Origin of the sequence: Sphingopyxis macrogoltabida, from assembly GCF_001314325.1 — a bacterium.
GTDB classification, from domain to species: Bacteria; Pseudomonadota; Alphaproteobacteria; order Sphingomonadales; family Sphingomonadaceae; genus Sphingopyxis; species Sphingopyxis macrogoltabida.
Window position 1 is genome coordinate 2939696 of the sequence record NZ_CP009429.1, and the last position, 18961, is coordinate 2958656.

General features: G+C 67.4%; 16 protein-coding genes. 1 reads left to right on the forward strand and 15 read right to left on the reverse strand.

The features are described from left to right. Nucleotides 1-64 precede the first annotated feature (64 nt). The 6 genes from LH19_RS14490 to LH19_RS14515 are packed head-to-tail and all read right to left on the reverse strand — an operon-like array spanning nt 65 to nt 6306. Nucleotides 65-1081, reverse strand: a complete 1017-nt coding sequence (locus LH19_RS14490; protein ID WP_054729277.1) for an aromatic ring-hydroxylating oxygenase subunit alpha — start codon at nt 1079-1081, stop codon at nt 65-67. Continuing rightward, nucleotides 1078-2241, reverse strand: coding sequence for an ATP-grasp domain-containing protein (locus LH19_RS14495; RefSeq protein WP_054729279.1), 1164 nt, complete (start codon nt 2239-2241; stop codon nt 1078-1080). Before LH19_RS14495 ends, LH19_RS14490 begins: the two co-directional genes overlap by 4 nt. Further along, complete coding sequence (locus tag LH19_RS14500) at nt 2234-3484, reverse strand: cell division protein FtsA (RefSeq protein WP_145923472.1); 1251 nt, start codon at nt 3482-3484, stop codon at nt 2234-2236. Before LH19_RS14500 ends, LH19_RS14495 begins: the two co-directional genes overlap by 8 nt. Further along, nucleotides 3474-4322: an MBL fold metallo-hydrolase gene (locus tag LH19_RS14505; RefSeq protein ID WP_054733594.1), complete on the reverse strand. Its 849-nt coding sequence runs from the start codon at nt 4320-4322 to the stop codon at nt 3474-3476. The genes LH19_RS14500 and LH19_RS14505 overlap by 11 nt, the downstream gene beginning before the upstream one ends. Beyond that, complete coding sequence (locus LH19_RS14510; protein WP_054729286.1) at nt 4319-5314, reverse strand: NAD-dependent epimerase/dehydratase family protein; 996 nt, start codon at nt 5312-5314, stop codon at nt 4319-4321. The genes LH19_RS14505 and LH19_RS14510 overlap by 4 nt, the downstream gene beginning before the upstream one ends. Further along, nucleotides 5314-6306, reverse strand: a complete 993-nt coding sequence (locus LH19_RS14515) for a 3-oxoacyl-[acyl-carrier-protein] synthase III C-terminal domain-containing protein (protein ID WP_054729289.1) — start codon at nt 6304-6306, stop codon at nt 5314-5316. The genes LH19_RS14510 and LH19_RS14515 overlap by 1 nt, the downstream gene beginning before the upstream one ends. Before the next feature lie 102 nt (nt 6307-6408). Between LH19_RS14515 and LH19_RS14520 the strand changes: the two genes are divergently transcribed. Next, nucleotides 6409-7014: a TetR/AcrR family transcriptional regulator gene (locus LH19_RS14520; RefSeq protein ID WP_054729292.1), complete on the forward strand. Its 606-nt coding sequence runs from the start codon at nt 6409-6411 to the stop codon at nt 7012-7014. A 3-nt stretch (nt 7015-7017) separates the two neighbouring features. Here LH19_RS14520 and LH19_RS14525 read toward each other — a convergent pair whose 3' ends face one another. From LH19_RS14525 to LH19_RS14565, 9 genes are all read right to left on the reverse strand, one after another. Beyond that, complete coding sequence (locus tag LH19_RS14525) at nt 7018-8322, reverse strand: sugar MFS transporter (RefSeq protein WP_054729294.1); 1305 nt, start codon at nt 8320-8322, stop codon at nt 7018-7020. Between the two features lie 44 nt (nt 8323-8366). Next, the gene (locus LH19_RS14530; protein WP_234716186.1) at nt 8367-10823 is read right to left on the reverse strand and encodes a glycoside hydrolase family 3 protein; all 2457 of its coding nucleotides are present in this window, start codon (nt 10821-10823) and stop codon (nt 8367-8369) included. Between the two features lie 109 nt (nt 10824-10932). Then, nucleotides 10933-12138 (reverse strand): MFS transporter, encoded by a 1206-nt coding sequence (locus LH19_RS14535; protein WP_054729299.1) that lies wholly within the window; start codon nt 12136-12138, stop codon nt 10933-10935. Then, on the reverse strand, nt 12131-13195 hold the full coding sequence (locus LH19_RS14540) for a LacI family DNA-binding transcriptional regulator (protein WP_082395735.1): 1065 nt from the start codon (nt 13193-13195) through the stop codon (nt 12131-12133). Before LH19_RS14540 ends, LH19_RS14535 begins: the two co-directional genes overlap by 8 nt. Then, nucleotides 13195-14127 (reverse strand): glycoside hydrolase family 16 protein, encoded by a 933-nt coding sequence (locus LH19_RS14545; protein WP_054729302.1) that lies wholly within the window; start codon nt 14125-14127, stop codon nt 13195-13197. The genes LH19_RS14540 and LH19_RS14545 overlap by 1 nt, the downstream gene beginning before the upstream one ends. Further along, nucleotides 14124-15623 (reverse strand): tryptophan halogenase family protein, encoded by a 1500-nt coding sequence (locus LH19_RS14550; RefSeq protein ID WP_054729305.1) that lies wholly within the window; start codon nt 15621-15623, stop codon nt 14124-14126. The genes LH19_RS14545 and LH19_RS14550 overlap by 4 nt, the downstream gene beginning before the upstream one ends. After that, nucleotides 15620-16651 (reverse strand): cupin-like domain-containing protein, encoded by a 1032-nt coding sequence (locus tag LH19_RS14555; RefSeq protein WP_054729307.1) that lies wholly within the window; start codon nt 16649-16651, stop codon nt 15620-15622. The genes LH19_RS14550 and LH19_RS14555 overlap by 4 nt, the downstream gene beginning before the upstream one ends. Then, nucleotides 16644-17363, reverse strand: a complete 720-nt coding sequence (locus LH19_RS14560) for a SapC family protein (protein WP_054729313.1) — start codon at nt 17361-17363, stop codon at nt 16644-16646. The genes LH19_RS14555 and LH19_RS14560 overlap by 8 nt, the downstream gene beginning before the upstream one ends. After that, the gene (locus tag LH19_RS14565) at nt 17360-18925 is read right to left on the reverse strand and encodes a tryptophan halogenase family protein (RefSeq protein WP_054729316.1); all 1566 of its coding nucleotides are present in this window, start codon (nt 18923-18925) and stop codon (nt 17360-17362) included. Before LH19_RS14565 ends, LH19_RS14560 begins: the two co-directional genes overlap by 4 nt. Nucleotides 18926-18961 lie beyond the last annotated feature (36 nt).

Here is an 18961-nt window from a genome sequence, read left to right on the forward strand (position 1 = left end):
TCTCCTGTTTTTGGTCGTGTAGCGGCGGCGTCCGCGGACGGCAATCGCCGCGCGCCCTGCCCCGTCAAAGCATCGCGTCGACGGGCGCATCCTGTCCGGCGGCGATCGTCTCGCCCTGCCACAGCCGCGACAGGCGGCTGCCCAATATATCGCCGGGCCCGGCGGTAAAGCGCGGAAAGCCGAAGGTCGTCATCACCTCCGACTGGCGCGCCAGCGCGCGGCGGTCCTGCGCGACGACGGGCGCGAGGAACAGCCGGATCGCCGCCTGCTTGAGCCAGCCGGGCGCGATCCCGCGCGGGGTGGTAAAACAGGCGAAGGGCATGAAGCTGTCGTCGGTCGACGGGGTGAAGAAGGCGGTGACGCACAGCGTCAGCTTTTCGGGGCCCTCCCAGCGTGCCTGCACGACGGTCGGCGGATAATAGCGCGATATGCTGCGCGACCGGTCGCGTTCGAGGAAACGCGACATCAGTCCGAGATCGGGCTGCTGCTGCTCGATCACCATCGCAATGCCGCGGCCGTCGCTTTCGACGAGCAGCGAGACGGGCAATCGCTTGTCGCGGCGACGGATGAAACCATGATGGAGATGGTTGGTGTGGAACGGATCCATCACATTTTCGATCGCGTCGAACGCCCGCCCGCGCCAGGTCCCCTGCTGCCACCAGAAATGGTCGTGTCCCGCCGCACCCAGCGTCGGCGGCAGCGGTGGTTCGGGCGGCGCATCGTCGCCCAGCGCCACGAAGATCCCGCCATGCCGCTCGGCGACGCGCAGCGCGTCGGCGCGCAATGTCTCGCTCCGCGCCGTGTCGAGCCGGCAACCGGGCACCGCAAGGCATTCGCCCGCCGTATCGAAACGCCAGCCATGATAGGGACATTCGATGCCGCCCCGATGCACCCGTCCTTCGGACAGCGGAAAGTTGCGGTGCGGGCAGCGATCGACCAGCGCGCCCGCCCTGCCATCCGCACGGAACAGGACGATCGGCACGCCGCAGAGCTTCAATCCCCGGACCTGCCCGACCTTGAGCTGGCGCGACAAGGCAACGAGGTGCCAGGCATTGCGCACCGCATCGGGGAGTTTCATCATGGCAGATCCTCTCCGTCCCATGCGATATCGGCGACCGTCATCGCGCTCGCGCTGGCGCCGCGCAGCATGCCCCGGAAGGCGAAGCCCAGGCCATCGGCAAATGCGCCGAGCGCGGGAAGCCGGTCGCCGGGCTGCCCGATCACGTCGCGGCCCTCCCGCAGCGCCGCGATCCAGCCGCCAAGGTCGCCGCGGCGCAACGCAACGCCCAGCCCGAAACTGAGCATCGCAGGAAGCAGATGGCGCGGGCGGCCGTCACCGCCGAGGCAATCCTCGCCGCTGCCGTCGATCGCCGCGGCCAGCCGCCCTTCCCCGGCGAGGAAATGGACCCCGCTCGTCGCGCGCGGGTTGCATTCGATCAGCCACGGCTGCCCATTTGCATCGAAGATAGCGTCGCAGGCGAACTGCCCGGTCAGCGACAGGCGTCCCGCGAGCACGGCCGCAATCTCGCGCAGAGCCACTGCCTTGGCTGCATCGAGCGGCTCGAACCCGAAACTCGCGCCGCCGCCGAGGCGCCAGTCCGATCGATAGGCGGCGAATGCGCGCAGCTCACCGTCGCGGGCGACCGCGTAAAAGCAGGCCTCGCCGCCGGGCACCCGCCGCTGCGCCACCCAGCCGCGCCCGGGCGCAGGTTCGACGCGGCGCAGTTCGCCCGCGGCAGGGCCAACCAGCGCGGCTTCGCCGAAGCGGCTGAAGCAGGGTTTGAATACCCACCCCGCAGACCCGTCGGCGAAGCGCGCGACGTCGGCCTCGCTCTCCAGCAAATGCGTTTCGGGCACCGGCAGGCCGAAACCCGCCGCCAGCCGGGCGAAGCGATATTTGTCGTGCAGGTCGCGCAGGGTCGCCAGCGGCGGCTGGAAAAGCCTGTCCGCCAGCCGCGGCGCCAGCGCCGGTGCTGCAAGGTGGAACGCTTCCTCGCAGGTCGGGACGATCAAATCGACCGACAGTTCGTCGACCAGTTCGCAGATGCGCTTGGCAAAGGCCGCAGCGTCCGCGCGCGGCGCGGGATAGGACAGGAATGTCCCGGTCCGCCGCGACCAGCGGCTGATCCGTGCCGATGCGCTGTCGGCGCAAAAGGTCCGGTACCCCGCGGCCGCGAAGTCGCGGGCGATATCGAGCGCCGCGGCGGCGCGCGCGCCGGTGACCAGTACCGTCCTAGTCATGCCAGATGACCCGTCGCCGCTTGGGGAAGGGTTCGGCGGGCCGTTCGTGCGACAGGCTGACGGCAACCGGAATGGCGAGCCGCTCCCGAAACTGCGCGGCCGCCCGCTCAGCGCTTTCGGCCGGAATGCGCGGGTCTAGGCGCAATTCGACCGTCTGCGGACCGCCGATCGCCTGCCAGAGCGCGGGCACGCCGAGCAGGCGATCGAGACAATCCGCGACCGCGCCCGGCGCGATCGCTTGCCTGCCCCAGCGCCAGATATCGCCGACCCGCCCGGCAACCGGGCGGATGACACGCCCCGCATAACCGCAGGCGCAACCTTTCCCCGCCGGTTCGAGATAATCGTCGAGCCGCACCCGCACTACCGGCTGGCTGTGGCGGCGCAGATCGGTGACGACCGGACGAAAACCGGGGGTATTTGCGACCGGTTCGAGCTCGACGGCCAAGCTGTGCTCGTTGAGGTGCAATGCACCGGCGGCGCAGGCAGCGCCGACAAATCCTTCGGTCGCCTGATAGATCGAACGCGGCCGGACCCCGAACACCTCCCCCACCCAATCGATTTCCGCCTCGCTCATCGGTTCCGAACCGAAAAAGATGTGTTGCAACGCCGGCATGGCGCCGCGACCGCGCCCGCCACCCTCGGCGAGTGCGAGCAGGCGATGCGGCGGCGCGATCAGGACCGTCGGCGCGAAGGAGGCAAAGGCTGCGCGCGTCACAGCCGCCGGTTCCGCCAAAGGAAAATAGCGAAAGACAAAGAAGCGGCCGCCGACATCGCTGTAGAGGTTGCTGTTTGCACGAAGGTGGAGCGCGATGCGCTGCGGCCGGAGCATCGCACGAAGCGGCAGCAGGCGCGCGAGGCTTTGTCCGATATAGTCGGCGCGCTCGTTCGCATCGGCGATGAACAGGCCGCGCTGGCCGCTCGTCCCCGTCGACCAGCCGACCCCGAGCCCGTCGATGATCCCCTCCGCCGACCCGGTTTCCGCGGCATCGGCGGCGCGGCACAGGCGATCGTGATCGAGGCCGAGGCTGTTCCATGCGCCATAGTCGCGCCGCATATCGGCGGGAGCGACAACGGGAAAGGCGCCCGGTTCCTTGCCCGCCAGATCGGCAAGCGCGGGCGTCCGCCGCAGCGCGGGCTGCAACGCCGCCCATTGGCGATCGCGCTGCCGCGCCAGTTCGGGCGCCGTCATGCGCATCGCCCGGCGCGTCCGCAGGATCGAGGCAAGGATGGCGCTAGACCGCATCGCCGTCCGTATAGGCCGCGGCCGCGCGGGTGCAGTGCGACGGCAGGATGGCCAGCGCGCGATTGTTCGTCAGCGCTGCGTGCAAGCTCGCGAGCGTGTCGCGATAGGTTCGCGTTTCGCCAAGCAATGCGGTGGTCAGCCGCGGCGGCGGCACGCAGCGCCGGATCGCCTCGATCGACCAGGACGCATCGCCCGCAAGCAGCACCGCGCGGTCGGCCCGGTCGCGCAGGGCAAGGCCCCAATGTCCCTTGCAATGCCCCGGCAGCGGCACTGCGATCAGGCTGCCGTCGCCCAATATGTCGGCGCCCTCTGTAAAGGGCGCGAAGTCGGCGGGAAGCGCCACGACCGGCGCATCCTCGAAGAAAGAGCAAGCGGCGTCGCATTCGGCGGGGACCAGATCGGCGAGCAGGCCCTGCCGGACCCGGCGCAACCGGCCCGGGCGGCGCAATTCGGTCAGGCCCGCCGCCGAGCAATGGATCGGCACGCCGGCAAGGTTGCGCATCCCCGCGACATGGTCGCCGTGGAAATGCGATACCACGACCGCGGCGATCTCGTCCGCCGCAATGCCATGCGTCGCGAGCCACGTCTGCCAGGCAAGATCGGGCGAAATCCGCACCGGCGTGGTCCAGCGATAGAGGCGCTCGGGAAACGGCCTCGTCGCCTCGATGAACGCCGGATCATAGCCGGTGTCGAACAGGATGATCCCGCGTTCGGGATGGCGGATCACCCCGACCATCGCCGGAAAGTCGGTCGCGCACAGGCTGGCGCCGCGCATCGTCATATATTCGGGATGGCGGCACGATCCGCGCGCCAGCCATTGCAGTTCGACGCGCCTCATCGCTTCGCCTTCCATTGCGCGGCCTCGGCCAGCAGGGTTTCCAGCGCATCGTGGCGCGGGCGAAAACCGAGCAGCCGCTCGGCGGGCGCCATGTCGAAGCTTTGCGAACAGGCGAGCGTCGCCAGCGTATAGCGCGTCAGCACCGGCTCGGCGGCGGATCGTGTCAGCCGCCCCCACCCCTCCGCCACCACGGCGATACTGCGCGCGAGCGGCACCGGGAGCGTGACCAGTTCCGAGTTGGTGCCCAGCGCCGCCGCCAGCCGCACCGCGACGTCGCGCACCGCGACCGGCCGTCCGCCCGAAATATTGATCGCGATCCCGCCGATATCGGGGGCGCGGTCTTCGGCAAGCATGATCGCTTCGGCGGCGTCGCGAAGGTCGGTGAACTCGACGCGCGCATGGCCGCCGCCGGGCAGCGGCATCCGCCGCCGCATCGCAAGTTCCGCCAGCTTCGGCAGGATCACCCGGTCGCCCGGCCCGACCAGTGCGCGCGGGCGGATGGCGCAGCAGGCCATGTCGGCCGAATCGGCGGCAAGCACCATCCGCTCGGCGGCGAGCTTGGTCCGCGCATAATCGTTGAGCGGCGGATCGGCAGGGGCGGCGTCGATGCCGATATTCTCGCGATCGCGGAAGGAGGCAAAAATCGACGGCGAGGAAATGAAGACGAAGCGCCGGCACCCCGCCGCGCGCGCGGCGTCCAGCAACCGTGCGGTCGCTGTGACATTGGCGCGGACGAAAGCCTCCCTCGCCCCCCAGCTCGCCGACAGGGCGGCCGCGTGAATGACCGACTCGACACCCGCGACGAGCGGCGCAAGGTCGCCCGCTTCCGCAAGGTCGGCGGGTACGAACCGCGCCCCCAGCGCTTCCAGCGCCCGCGCCTTGTCCGCCGAGCGTCCGGTCGCAACGACGTCATGCCCCCGTGCGCGCGCCGCGCGCACCAGCGCGGCGCCCAGCCCGCCGGTCGCGCCGGTGACGAGAAGGTGCCGCACCATCAGACGCGCAGCACCATCGCGCCGGCGCTGATCCCCGCCGCGGTGCCGAGCATCAGCACCGTAGAGCCCGATGCGATCCGCCCCGTCTCCAGCCCGTGCGCGAGCACGGTCGGGATCGACGCCGCGATCTGGTTGCCGGTGTGCGCAAAGATGTCGATCACCCGCTCGGGCCGCGGCTCGAACAGGCGGCGGACATGCTCGACCCCCGGTGCGCTCGCCTGATGGCAGACGACGGTGTCGATATCGTCGATCGTGCAGCCAGCATCGGCGAGAACGCGGTCCAGCACGCCAGGCAGGCAGCGTGCCGCCGCCTTGAAGATGCCGAACGCATCCATCTCGAACCGCGATCCGGCGACGAGCGCGTCATAGCCTTGCTCGACCCGGATGCGCGTGCCCCCGGCGCGGAGCTGCGCGAGCGCATGATCGGCGCCGTTGGTGACGAAATGCGACGACAGCAGCCCCGCCGTTCCGCCCGGCGCCGCCTCGACCGCCAGCGCGGCGGCCCCGTCGCCAAAGATCGACATCGTCTTGGGCCGCGACGGGTCGAGCCCTGCCGAAGCGATATCGCTCGCGAAGACGAGCGCGCGGCGCCAGCGGCCGGTCGACAGCCCCATCGCGGCGATGTCGAGCGCGGTCAGGAAAGACAGGCAGGTCTGGTTGACGTCGAACGCCATGATTCCCGAGCGGCCGAGGCCGAGCCGGTCCTGCACGAGCGCGGCGGTCGACGGGATCGGCTGTTCCATCACGCCGCAGCCGCCGATCAGCACGTCGAACGCGCCGTCGTCCCAGCCCGCGCTCGACAACGCGCCCTGCGCCGCGGTTGCCGCCATCATCGAACTCGTCTCGTCCGGACTGGCGACATGCCGCGCCGCAATCCCGAACTCGGCCTCGCTCCAGCCGCGTGGCCGGCCGAAACGCACGTCGAGTTCGTCGGAGGTCACCACCCGCTCGGGGCGGTAAGCGCCCCAGCCAGCGATCTTCATCGGGATCATGTCTCGTCTTCCCATCAACATGAGCCGACTTCTACCCGATTAATTATGCACTGTTCAATATATAAATTAGACAGTGTCCAATTTTGGTGCTAGCGCGAGGTCATGGCCCGCCGATCCGATCACACACCCAAGGAATTGCGCCAGCTTCTGGTGAATTGCGGCCATGCGCTGATGGCCGAAACGGGCTTTGCCAAATTCTCCGCACGGGCCGCAGCGCGGCGGGCGGGCTATACCGTCGGCACGATCTACAATGTCTTCGGATCGCTCGATTCCTACCTGCTCGCGATCAACACGCGCACCTTCACGCTATGGGCCGACTGGCTCGAAGCGGCACTGGCGCGATGCGAAGATCGCGACGCACGGATCGAAGCGCTGGTGCGCAGCTATTTCTCTTTCGCCGAGGCGAACCGCCATTGCTGGATGGCGATCTATGACCATCGCCGCCCGTCCGGCCTGTCGCTCGACGAGGCCGACATGCGCGAGCGGCACCGGCTGACCGCGATCGTCGATCGCGAAGTGACCGCGGCGCTCGGGCGCGACGAAGGCGAGGCCACGCGCCGCCTTGTCCGCTCGCTCATCGCGACGGTGCACGGCCACTGCGCGCTGCACCTCGGCGGCAGCTATGCCCTGATGGACGAGCCCGATCCGACCGCGCAGGCCGTTGCCCGCGTGCGCGAGATATTGGAAGCGAACCGGACTCGCGGCTGATGGCTACGCCGTCGCCCGGCGCGCCGCCCACAGCCCGAAGCCCGCGATGATCGCATAGCAAATCAGCGGCACAGCAAGCGCGAGCCGGATGTTGCCGCTGACGTCGGCCACCGTTCCGAACAGATAGGGGACGATCGCACCGCCGACGATCGCGGTGCACAGGATGCCCGATCCCTGCGGCGTCCGTTCGCCCAGCCCCTCGGTACCGAGGCTGAAGATCGTCGGGAACATCAGCGAGTTGCAGAAACCGACGAGGATCAGTGCCCAGCCCGACAGCGCCCCGGTCGTCACCGCCGAGAGGATGATCAGCGATATCGCCCCTGCCGCAAAGGTCGCGAGGACGCGTCCGGGCTTCGCCAGCCGCAGGATGAAACCGCCGAGCAACCGGCCGACCAGTGCGCCCAGCCAGTAGATGGCGACCAGCTTGCCGGCATCCTGCATTCCCAGCCCCATCACGCTCGGTTCGCCGAGATAGGCGATGAGGTTCGATCCGATGGCGACCTCGGCGCCGACATAGGTGAAGATGCACAAGGCGCCGAGCTGGACGCGGCGATTGTGGGTGAGCAGGCTCCACGTCCCCTCGAGCTTCACATCGTCGGCCTTGGCGTGATCGAGCGCGCCGCGGAACATCCAGAACACCGCCGCGATGACCAGCATCAGTATGCCGAGCCACATATAGGCGGTGCCGATCGAGGCGCCCTCGGCGACGCGATAGGCCTGGATTTGCGCTTCGGTCGACGTTTCGGGGTCAAGCGGCTTGGAATCGCCCAGCAGGAAGGTCGCGCCGCCATAGACCATCAGGAACACGCCGATCGAATTGAACGCCTGCGCGAAGGTCAGGCGGCTGTGCGAGGTTTCGATCGGTCCCAGCGTCGTGATTACCGGATTCATCGCTACCTGCAGCACCGTGATCCCGGCGCCGATGCAGAACAGCGCCGCAAGGAAGCCGGGATAGGATGCCGCCGCCGATGCCGGAACGAAGAGGAACGCCGCCGCCGCGACCAGAACGAACCCGAGTACGAAGGTGCGGATATAGCCAAGCTTCGACATGATGATGCCGGCGGGAATCGAAAAGGCGGCATAAGCGATGAAAAACGCCATTTGGACGAGGTTCGCCTGCGCGTGCGTCAGGTGGAACATCGACTTGAACTTGCCGACCAGCAGGTCGTTGATGTTGGTCACCCCGCCCAGCAGGAAAAACACCGCAAAGGCGAGGATGAGCACGACCAGCGTGCCGCCGCCGCTCTTGCCCGGCCGTCCGGCCGGGTTCGGGTCTGCGCTCGTCGCAACATTCGGCGCCAGTGCCATGCTCTTCTCCCCTTCCACTCCTGCCCGCTATGTTGCGGGTCTGGTCATTTCGCGGCTGGCGGACAGGGCAGATTCTCCCCGACCGCCTCGACATTCGCATTCAGCAGCGTCACCGCCAGCCCCTTGTCGCCGCCGAGCGTCACCGCATGGGCGACACGCGTCAGATCGGCGCCCGCGTCGGCGAAGCAGCGCAGCGGCAGCTTGATCGTCGAAACCTGCTCCTTCGGCGCGGCGCTGACCAGCGCAGAAATGTCGAACGCCGGGCCGCCGAGCGCGATACTGACCGGCCCCTGCCCGACCGCGTCGACACGCCAGTCGAGACGCAGCGCGAAACTGTTATTGAGCTGGCGCGACAGGTCGGCGTTGGGGCCCGACAGGGTGAACGATGCCGGGCCGTTCCAGACGAAGCTCTTGCCGTCCTCCTGCGCCTTCACGTCGACCGAGCGCGTCTTCAGCAGGCCATAGCTGCTGTCGACCGGTGCCGATCCGACTTGCCGCGATCCGCCCGCATCGACGATCGACAAGGTCCACGGCGCGCGCGCGCGGCCGCCGCTGAAGAATTTTTCGACATTGAGCATACCGGCGATGTCGACGCCGGGCGCTTCAGGCAACTGCGGCACCGCGGTCTTGTCGCCATAGGCCAGCCCATAACCGACCGCGAACTGCGGCTTTTCGACCGGCGAACGTGCGTCGGCGGGCCAGGCGAAGGGCAGCTTGCCGGTAAAACCGCGCGCCGTCTTGCCGCCCTTGCCCGCAACCAGCACATCGGCGATGCCGGCCGCCTGCGATCCGGGCAGCCAGCCGGCCACAAAGGCATCGGCGGCATTGATCTCGGGGTTGGTGAACAGCGGCCGCCCCGACAGGAACAGCGCCACGACCGGGATGCCCGCCGCCTTCAGTTTCTTGAGCGTCGCGAGATCCTTCGCCTCCGCCGGCTGGTAATCGAGCGTCGGGACATCGCCCTGGAATTCGGCATAGGGCTCCTCGCCGAATACGACGATCGCGACATCGGGCTTTTCGGTGAAGCTGCCGTCGGCCGAGAGCGTGGCCTTGCCGCCCGCCTCGCCGACCGCCTTGTTCAGCGCTTCCCAGATCGTCTGGCCGTTCGGAAAGTCGGCGTGGGTCACGTCGGTTCCCTGCCAACTGATCGTCCAGCCGCCCGACTGCATCGCCATATTGTCGGCGCCCGGCCCCGCGACGAGCAACTTCGCGCCGGGCTTGATCGGCAGAACGCTACCATTATTCTTGAGCAGAACCAGCGATTTGGCGACCGCTTCGCGCGCGACTTCAAGATGTGCGGGCGCGCCCACGGCGGCAAAATCGCCGCGGCTGCCATGTCCCGCGTCGAACAGCCCGAGCTTGTATTTCACCCGCAGGATGCGCCGCACCGCATCGTCGAGCCGCGCCGCGGAAATCCGGCCGTCCTTCGCCTGCGCCAGCGTCGTCTCGTACAGCCCCTTCCAGCTATCGGGCGCCATGAACATGTCGAGCCCGGCGTTGATCGACTGGGCGCAGTCGGTGACGCTGCATCCGGCGACCTGCCCATGCCCGTTCCAGTCGCCAACGACGAAGCCGGCAAAGCCCATCTTGTCCTTGAGCGCGTCGGTGAGCAGCCCCTTGTTGCCGTGGTGCTTGATCCCCTGCCAGCTCGAAAAGCTTGCCATGACGGTGAGCGCCCCGGCATCGATCGCGGCTGGATAGCCCTGTGCGTGCTTGGCGATCAGCTCCTGCTCGTCGATCTTGGCATCGCCCTGGTCCTTGCCCTCGAACGTGCCGCCATCGGCGAGGAAATGCTTGGCTGTCGCCGCCACGTGCGTCGCATCGACCGTCTTTCCGGCCACCAGCGGCCCCTGCAGGCCGAGCACCATCGCCTTGGCATAATCGGCGATCAGTTTCGGGTCGGCGGCATAGCCTTCATAGCTGCGGCCCCAGCGCAAATCCTGCGGGACCGCCAGCGTCGGCGCGAAAGTCCATTCGATGCCGCTACCCGCAATCTCGGCCGCCGTCACGGCGCCGATCCGCTGGATCAACTCGGGATCACGCGCTGCGCCGAGCCCGATATTGTGCGGAAACAGCGTCGCGCCGGGGATATTATTATGTCCGTGGACGGCATCGACGCCGAAGATGATCGGGATCGCCACGCCATTCGCCTGCGGGCGCAGTGACACCGCGCGAAACTCGCCGACCAGTTTCGCCCAGTCGGCGGCACTCGACCGCTCGTTGCCGTTCGGGCCGCTATTGCCGCCGGCGAGGATCGAACCGAGCGGATAGGTTTCGAGGTCTTTGGGCGTGATCGTGCTGATATCGCCCTGCACGAGCTGGCCGACCTTCTGCTCGACCGTCATCTTCGCGATCAGCGCATCGATCGCCGCTTCGGTCTTCGCATCGGTGATCGCCGCGGGGCTCTTGGCCGCAGGCCAGAGTTCGGGATGGACGGCCGCGGCCTCGGTGCCCGCCTGCTCCGGCGCCGTCGCCAGTGCGGTGCCTGCCAACAGCAGCATGCTCGCCACAGCTATCGCCTGTCGCCGCATAATCTCTCCCGATCCTCATTATGTGAACGTTATCAAACGCTCCTCTCGCATAGCCCCGAGGTGAAATCAAGCGGTTGTTTCAGGCGGACCGCGGGCGCTGGGGCATCGTCGCGAGCAACAGCACTGCAACGCTCGTCAGCGCGGCGAGCAGCAGGAACAGCGCATCGAAGCCGAAGCCGGGGACGAGCGAAATTGTCAGCCAGGGCATGATCAGCGACGGCACGGTGTTGGTCAGGTTGAAGATGCCGAGATCGCGGGCGCGATGTTCGGGGCGCGGCAGGATGCGCAAGGTCTGGCTGGTGTGCAGCGACAGAAAGACGGTCGTCGCGATGCCGAAGACGAGATAGCTCGCCTTGGCAAGATCGGGCGTCGCCGACAGCGCCATCCCGACCATACCGATAGCCGAAACCGCCGCAGCGAGAACGAGCGGGCGAAAGGGCCGGTCGTGGCGGTCGGCCCAGCGCCCCGCCACCAATGCGATCGGCACCGCGAGCGTCAACGCGAAGCTGAAGATACGCGCCTTTTCATTGTCGTGCATAGCCGGATCGATCGACCGGAACCAGAAATAGAGATAGGCGAACAACGCCGCCTCGGCGATCTGGACCAGCAGCCGGGCGAGCCACATCCGCACCGCAGGGCCCGTCGGACGCGCCGCGCGACCGTCCGCGACGACGGCCGGGGCCGGCGCGCCAAGTTCGGGAAAGGCGCGCGGCCGGCCGAGCAGCAGCACCGGCAGTACCGCCGCGGCGACCAGCGCAGCGATCAGCGCCAGCCGGTCATTCGCCGACACCAGCCCCGGCAGCGTCACCAGCGCCCCCGACCAGGCGCCGAGGGCTGGCGAGAAGGCGAGGAGCCCGCCGAGCAGCCCCTTCTGATCGTCGGGGACGCAATCGCCCGCCCATGCGGCAAGCGGACCGAGGATCATGTTCAGAGCCAGTTGCCAGGCGACGATCAGGCCGACGAGCGTCGTCACATCGTCCGCCAGCGGCATCGCGATCAGCAATCCGATGGTAAGTGCAAGGCCGGCGGCCACCCAAGGCCTCCGGCTCTGCGTCCGGTCGCTCAGCCAGCCGAACACAATCCCGCCGACGCTCGCGGCAACCGCACCGAAGAAAGTGACATAGCCGAGCGATTGCACGTCGGCCGCACCCGCGAGCCCGCTCATCCGCGCGGGCAGCCAGATCGTCAGAAAGGGGACATAGGCGATCGCACCGCCGGCCGAAGCGAGCGCATAGAGCAGCAGAAAGCGGATTGACTGGCGGCGCGCGACGCCCGTGTCAGTCATTGCGATCCGCTGGCAGGGCCGCCGTCGAACCGCGCTGGACGAGGCTGCCCTTGACCACCGTCGGCTTGTCGGGACGCGGTCCGCCGCGCTGCGCCGCGATGATCAGTTCGACCGCGCGCGAGACGGTATCGGCGACCGGCTGGTCGACCGCGGTCAGCGGCGGCTGGGTAAAGCGCACGATCGGGGTATTGTCGAAACTGACGATCGACAGGTCGCGCGGCACGTCGAGACCGCGCGCCCGCGCCACTTCGAGCGTCGCGAGCGCCATCTGGTCGTTGCTCGCGATGATCGCGGTCGGGCGGTCGCCACCGTCCAGCAGCTTCGCCGCCGCGGCCTCGCCCGAAGCAAAACCGAAATCCCCCTCGGCAAGCAGGCCGTCGGTGGCCAACCCGGCTTCGGCCATCGCCGCCCGCCAGCCGTCGACGCGCCACCCGCTCAGATTATATTCCGACGATCCGGCGATGAAGCCGATGCGTTTGTGCCCCAGGTCGATCAGGTGCCGCGTCGCGAGTTCGGCCGAGCCCTCATCGTCCATCGTTAACGCAATGCCGGCCTCGCCGCCGAGCGAGCCGATGCGCGCGAAGGGGATTTTCTGGTGATGGAGCAGCCCCACGATCTGCACATTGTCGGAGTGCGGCGGAGTCAGGATCACGCCGTCGGGCTGCAACGCGGCGATCGTCGCGCGCAACTCGCGTTCGACATGGTCGCTGTGCGTGTCGACCAGTTCGAAGATCATCCGGTAACCAAGTTCGGCGCATTTGAGCATCCCGCCGAGCAGCATCTGGTCGACCCAGTCGACCCCCTGCCGCCCGCGCCAGTCGGCGATCGTCCGTTCGCGGTCGTTGATCGCAAGGATCAGATAGGATCGCGAACCGCTCATCCGCTGCGCCGCGATCGACGGGACATAGCCGAGCTTGTCGATCGACGCCTGCACGCGCTCCTTCATCTCGGGACGCACATTGGGTTCGTTGTTGATGACGCGGCTCACCGTCTGCAGCGACACCCCCGCGTCGGCAGCCACATGCTTGATCGTAACCGATTGACGTCGCCGCCCCATCATCTTCCCCGGTGGCTGATTGCGCTGCAATCGCTAATGGCATCGTCACCACATTGCCAGACGCGAACCCAGTCTATTTCCATAATTTTGGGATATCCGCTTTCATCAACTCCCTTCACTCCGCGTCCTTCGGCGAGCCCGCCGCCGATGGCGAGGTTCAGAATCAGGTGAAAGGGCCGGTCGAACGGCGCCGCCGGATCGTCAGCCCCGCTCGTCGACCATTCGCTTGCGACGCGCGTGGCATAGGGCTGGCCGTCGACCGTCCAGACGATCTTTCCCTTTTCCCAAACGATGCCGAAGACATGAAATCCGTCGAGCGGTGCGGGCAGCGCCGTTTCGTCGCCCTTATGCTTGTTGTCCGGCCACGCTCCGCCGAAATGCAGGGTGCCGAGGATGCGGTTCTCGATTCCGCCGGCGCAGCTTTCGCAGCGGACGCCAAGGTTCACCGCCTCCAATATGTCGATCTCGCCCGACGCTGCCCACGGTCCATAGACGGGCCTTTCGGGCAACATCCAGATCGCCGGCCAGGTCCCCTGCCCCTGCGGCAATTTCGCGCGCACCTCGATCTTGCCATAGGTCCACGCCGCCCGGCCGCGCGTGACGAGGCGCGCGGAGCTATAGTCCTTCGTCGCGGTCGCTTTCGCCTTTGCGGCATCGTCGCGCTGCGACAAAGGGAAAGCCGGGCCCGTCGTCCGTTCCCGCCGCGCCGTGATGACCAGCCGGCCGTCTTCGATCGCGGCGTTGGCGGCCTTGTCGGTGTAGCATTGCCGTTCGTCATTGCCGCCGCCCCAGCAATCGACATCGAAATCCCATTTGCTCCGGTCGATGGCGGGGCCGTCGAATTCGTCCGACCACATCAGCCGCCAGCCATCCCCGGCCGATCCGGCCGCGGCGCCACTCGCCAGCAAAAGGATCGCAGCGGCAGCGGTCATGCCGTCGCCGGAGCCTCCGCCCCGCAATAGCGAGCGACATAGGCGTGGTGTTCGGGCAGCGTCGCGACGGTGCTCGTCACATTGTCGCGCAGCATCTGCAGCAGCCGGTCGAGTTCGTCGTCGCGCAATTTCTCGGCGATCGGGTGATAACTTTGCGGCTCGATCCCCTGCCCCATCATCACCTGCACCCAGCTATTCTCGGCGAACAATTCCTCATTCTTGCGGAAGACGCGGCCGGTCTCGCGGAACAGCTCGATTTTCTGCTCGAGCGAGGCGGGGATCGGCATGTTCGCGACGTGGCGCCAGAAGGGGCTGTCGCGGCGGTTGGTCGCCTTGTAATGCAGGATGACGAAGTCGCGGATTTGTTCGATGTCCAGCCGCTGCTGGTCGTTGAACTCGGCGGCGTCGCACTCGCTGACCCGGCCATTCGGCATCATGCGGATAAAGCGCAGCACCGCGCGCTGGATCAGATGCACCGTGGTCGCCTCGAGCGGCTCGACGAAGCCGCCGGCCAGCCCGACCGCGACGCAGTTGCGGAACCATTGCTTGCGCCGCACCCCGCCCCTGAACTTGATGTCGAAAGGCTCGATCCGCGGCGTGCCGACGCTCGACATCAGCCGCTCATAAGCGGCATCGCGCGACAGATAGCCGCTCGAATAGACAATTCCCGCGCCCATCCGGTGCTGTAGCGGGATGCGCCATTGCCAGCCCGCGTCGTGCGCGATCGCCTGCGTATAGGGCATCGGCGGGCCGAGATGGTCGGACTGGACCGCAATCGCGCTGTCGTTCGGCAGCCAGTGCCCCCAATCCTCGAACCCCGCGTGCAGCGCGCCGTCGATCAGCAGGCCGCGAAAGCCGGTGCAGTCGACGAACATGTCGCCCTCGATCCGCCGGTCGCCGTCGAGCAACAATGCCGCAATGTCGCCGCTCTCGCTGTCGAGTTCGACGCGGGCGATCTTGCCCTCGACACGCCGCGCGCCATCCGCCTCGGCCAGCTTGCGGAGGAAGCGGCCATAAAGCGTCGCGTCGACATGATAGGCATAGTTCATCCGTTCTTCGGGCAGATGCGCGAACTTGCCCTGCAGCCCCGCGACCAGTTCGACGCAATAATCATCATAGGATTGCGCGTGCCCGCGCGCCTTGCCGTGCAGCCAGAAATGCTGGAAACCCGCCGACCAATGGTCCTTCCCCGACAGGCCGAAGCTGTGGAAATAGCTGTGGCCGTCGTGCTTCCAGTTGTCGAACAATATGCCGAGCTTGAAGGTCGCCTGCGCCGCCCGCATAAATTCGGGCTCGGGAATACCGAGGATGCGGTTGAAATTGACCAGCGGCGGGATTGTCGATTCCCCGACCCCGATCGTCCCGATCGCTTCGGATTCGACGAGGGTCAGGTCGACCGTGTGCCCCATCGTCCGCGCGATCGCCGCCGCCATCATCCAGCCGGCGGTACCACCGCCCGCGATCACGATACGGCGGACGGGTTTGTCTTCATTCATCGGCTGAGCATCCTTAACAGAAAAGCCCGCAGCCGCCCCGCACTCTCGGGAGTGAGCGGGGCCAATATGCCGCGGGCCGGTTCGGGAATATGGTCGGTCACATGCGCGCCATTGTCGAAGACATAATGGTCGAACATCACGCGCCAGATCGCCTTATCGGCGTCGGGCAGGTCGCGGATCGCGAGGATCGCGTGATGGAGCGCGTCCTGCGGCTGGCCGAGCCAGGCCGGGCTGCGCCGCCACCAGTAATTGACCAGCACATTGAAATCTTCGAGCCCCTCGACATGGTGCCACCACATCGACGGGATGAAGATCGCGTCACCGGGTTCGAGCTCGACGGTCTGCGCCGCGGCGAGCGCGTCGACAAAGCGCGGGTGCGCGGCGAGGTCGGGCGCATCGAAATCGACCATGCTGACCACCCGTCCGGCGGGGGTATTGTCGATCGGGCCCAGATAAAGGTTCGAAAACTGGTGCGGCGGGAACAGCGTGAAGCGGCGGCGGCCGACTGCGCAGCACGCAAGATTGTCGGGAAAATCATTGTGCGCCGCGATCCTGGTCCGGGTCCCGATCCAGATGCTTTTCAGCAGATCGCGCGCGCCAAGGTCGATCCGGTTCGCTTCGTCGAGCCCGTCGAAATGCGACGGGATATCGATCGAGGCCAGGTAGACGGTGCGGATGTCGCCAAGCTCTTCAGCCTTGTCGAGCCCGGCGAAGATATCGCCGAGCTTGCCCGTCCCGACGCGGAAATTCATCGCCATGTCGGCGTCGTAGAACAGCCGCCCGTCGTGCCCCGGCGGGCCGATAGAGACCTTGAACGCGCGGTCGCGGGCGTGATCGAGCAGGTAGCGCCGCGCCGCCCGCGCCCCCTCTCTGCCCGCCGCGACCAGCGGCCAGTCGGCGACGAGTCCGCGCAGGACAAAGGGCTCGCGCGCGCCTTCCAGCAACGCGTCGAGCCCTGCCCCCTTATCCCATAGCCGCTCGGGCACCGGCGCGATGCGCTCGTAAATGGGCGTATTGCGTTCAGCCACTGGCGAGCCTGCGGTTCTTTCGCGCGACGAGCGCCGAAAGCTGCGACAGCGATGCCAGCGCCATGAAAATGGGCATCAGATGCCCGTCGGCATGCAGGCGCGCCAGCGCCCCGGCGTCGAGCGCCTGCAGCTTCGTCTCGTCGATGATGTGAAAGCCGACGAGCGAATGGAGCGAACCGTCGTCGAGCGTCACCTCGAGGCTGAACGGTTCGAGCAGGTCGTGCTCGCGCAGCGCAGCGAAAAACGCACCGCTGGCCCGGTAACCGTCGTCGAGGTCGCCCATCCGCTCGGCAATATCCTCGAGATAGGGCGTCGGACCGCCCTCGGCGTCGAACAGGCGGACGCCTTCACCGCCTGCGGCGATACGCGGGTGGTCGAGGTCGATATGCACCTGACCCGGCCCGTCGCCGCTCGCCGGGCGCCCGATCAGGAAGGGCTGGATCGCCAGCGACCAAGGGCGATAGCGCGCATCCCAGCGGCCGCCTTCCAGGAAAAGATTTTCGGCCGGTTCAAAACCGAACAGCGCCAGCGCGGTAAAATCGTCGCGCCCGGTCTCGCGCCGGAACAGGATCGGGAAATGGCCCTGTACGCTGCGAAACTCGCTCGGCACGGTCAGCGTCGCCATCACCCCGTCGCCCAGTTCCGCCGCGGCATTGGCGCGGACGCGCAGGTCGCGATGGCTGTTGCTGTCGAGGACGGCGTGATGGGTCATTCGGCAGCTTCTTTCTGTTCGGCCGCGGCGCGGTCGTCCGCCAGCGCATCGAGATAAAGACGGTTCGTCGGCAGCCCGGCGGCAAGCGTGCGCGCCCGTTGCCGCATCTCGGCCAGCGCCGCCAGCGCACGGTCGCTCGCGGGCCAGCCGGCGGGGGCCGGAAAGCCCATGCCATAAAGGATATATTGGTGGCTCTGCGCCGAGAAAATCTCGTCGACATAGGGGAAATCCCACGCCGACGGCGGCTGGCTGCGCCACAGCTCGAGCATTTCGGCAAGATGCGGGGGAATATGCGCCGGGTCGCGATGCGCGCGCCAATAAGGCTCATCGCGGCGGCTGAGCACATAATGGAGCTTCAGGAATTCGACGATGCGGTCCCAGCGATAGCGGAACAATTTGTTGAAGCGCCCGGCATGGATATCCATCGCGGCGCGGTCGGCCGGAAAATTGTCGGTCAGCGCGCGCAGCGACAGTTCGATGAGGACGATCGCCGAGGCTTCGAGCGGCTCGATGAACCCCGCCGCCAGCCCGATCGACAGGCAGTTCTTTTCCCAGAAACGCGCGCGGTGCCCGGTCCGGAAACTGATATGCTTGAACGGCACCCCGAAGGCCTTCGTCTCCGGCACCGCCCCCGGCAATTCGCGGGCGATATAGTCGCGCAGGACCGTCTCGGCCCGCTCGGCGTCCATGAAACGGCTCGAATAAACGCAGCCGATGCCGCGCCGCGACGGCAGTCCGATGTCCCAGATCCAGCCCGCCTCGTGCGCGGTCGCGATCGTCTGCGAGGCGATGGGACTGCCCGGCGGCACCGGCACCTGCGACGCGATCGCGCGGTCGTTAAAGGCGTGATCGCTGCGGTCGATCCAGTCGACCCCCAGTGCGTCGCCGATCAGCAGTCCCTTGAAGCCGCTGCAATCGATGAACAGGTCGCCGGCGATCTCGCGGCCGCTGCGCGTCGTCAGCGCGGCGATGTCGCCATTGTCGGCGTGCCGGACGCCGGTCACATGGTCGAGGATATGGGTGATGAGCGGGCTCTGCTTCGCATGCCGCGCGAGCAAGGCGCCGAATTTCTCGGTCGCGAAATGATAGGCATAGTTGGTCGCGCCCTGATAGTCGGGCATCGAGCGCTGGCGCGGCGCGAGGTGGAGATTGCAGACCGCCGCCTGCGCGCTCATCGCCGCGGCAAAGGGCTGGTCGGGCGAAGCCTCCTGCCAGGCCGCCAGCAACTCACCCGTCGGCAGCGCCGGCGGCGTGGTGAAGGGATGAAGGTAGCTGTCGCCGGCGGAACCATCGCGCCAGCCGTCGAACCGCGACGCCTGCTTGAACGCCCCGTCGCACGCCGCAAGAAACTCGCTCTCGTCGAGGCCGATCGTTGCCAGCGTCGTGCGCATCGTCGGCCAGGTGCCTTCGCCGACGCCGACGATGGGCACGTCGGGCGCCTCGACCAGCGTGATCGACAGCGGCGCGGCCTTCGCACGGCGCGAGTTTGCAATCAGCGATGCCGCGAGCCAGCCGGCGGTGCCGCCGCCGACGATGACAACCCTCTCCACCAAATCGTTCATTGCACCCGATCCTAGGCCTGCGTTGGCCCCGCGTCA